The organism is Microbacterium sp. Leaf351, assembly GCF_001423825.1.
GTDB lineage: Bacteria > Actinomycetota > Actinomycetes > Actinomycetales > Microbacteriaceae > Microbacterium > Microbacterium ginsengisoli.
This window is the reverse complement of the sequence record NZ_LMPK01000002.1, coordinates 120,920-122,072: the sequence shown is the minus strand read 5'-3', so window position 1 is coordinate 122,072 and position 1,153 is coordinate 120,920. Positions and strand designations below refer to the sequence as shown.

The window sequence follows — 1,153 nt, the reverse complement described above, 5'->3', positions numbered from 1 at the left end:
CCGCGGCGGTGCTGCTGCTCGCGGCGAACACCGCCTTCAACGGCTTTCCGCTGCTGGGTGCGACCCTCGCCCGCGACGGCTACGCACCCAAGGCCCTCAACACCCGCGGCGACCGTCTCGTCTTCTCGAACGGCATGGTCGCGCTGGGCCTGGCCGCGATCATCGTGCTCGCGGTCACCCAGGCGAACCTCACGACACTGATCCAGCTGTACATCATCGGCGTCTTCGTGTCCTTCTCGCTCGGACAGGCCGGCATGGTCGTGCACTGGCGGCGCGAGCTGAAGAAGCTGAAGTCCCTCACGCCCGAAGCACGGGCGCAGAAGTCCGCGAGCTTCACGCACCGCGAGATCTGGAACGGCCTGGTCATCAACGCGATGGGCGCCGGCTTCACGGCGGTCGTGTTCATCGTCGTGACGATCACCAAGTTCGTGCACGGCGCCTGGCTCGTCTTCCTCGCCATCCCGATCCTGTCGCTGCTGATGATCGGCGTGAACCGGTACTACCGCGATGTCGAGCACGAGATCCGCTTCGACGACCATGTGCACTTCGGCTCCGCGGGTGACGTGGCGATCGTGCTGGTCGGCAAGCTCCAGAAGCCGGTCGCGAAGGCTCTCGACTACGCGCTCGCCGCACGCCACGACAAGACGATCGCGCTGCACGTCGCGCTCACCAAGGAGAGCGGCGACGACATCCAGAAGGAATGGGTCGACCACCGGATGCCGGTGCCCCTGGTCATCCTCGACTCGCCCTATCGCGCCTACGTCGCACCGATCGTCGGCTACATCGAGAAGTACCGTGAGAAGTACGGCCCCGCCGTCGTCACCGTCTATCTGCCGCAGTACATCGTCGGTCACTGGTGGGAGAACTTCCTGCACAACCGGCGCTCGCGCCGCATCGCGCAGCAGCTCATGCTCGTGCACGGCGTCTCGATCACTCTCGTGCCGTGGATGCTCGACTCGTCGGAGCTCATCTACGGTCGTCGCTCCCGCCCGCTCCCGGGTCAGCAGCGCGCGGGTCGCGGCACCGAGCCGACGGTCGGGTCGCTGCCCGGCGCCCGCGGTCGCGACTGAGACGCCGCCGCGCCCGCCGTCCTCACGCGGCGTAGCCTGGAGGGATGACGTCGCTCGTGCCCGACCTGGCAGCCCTGCGCGCC

At 67.7% G+C, this 1,153-nt stretch carries 1 pseudogene; it reads left to right on the top strand.

From position 1 onward, the window contains the following. Positions 1-1,070 (top strand): annotated as a pseudogene (locus ASG00_RS16185) (amino acid permease); the annotation flags it as partial. Positions 1,071-1,153: the final 83 nt, after the last annotated feature.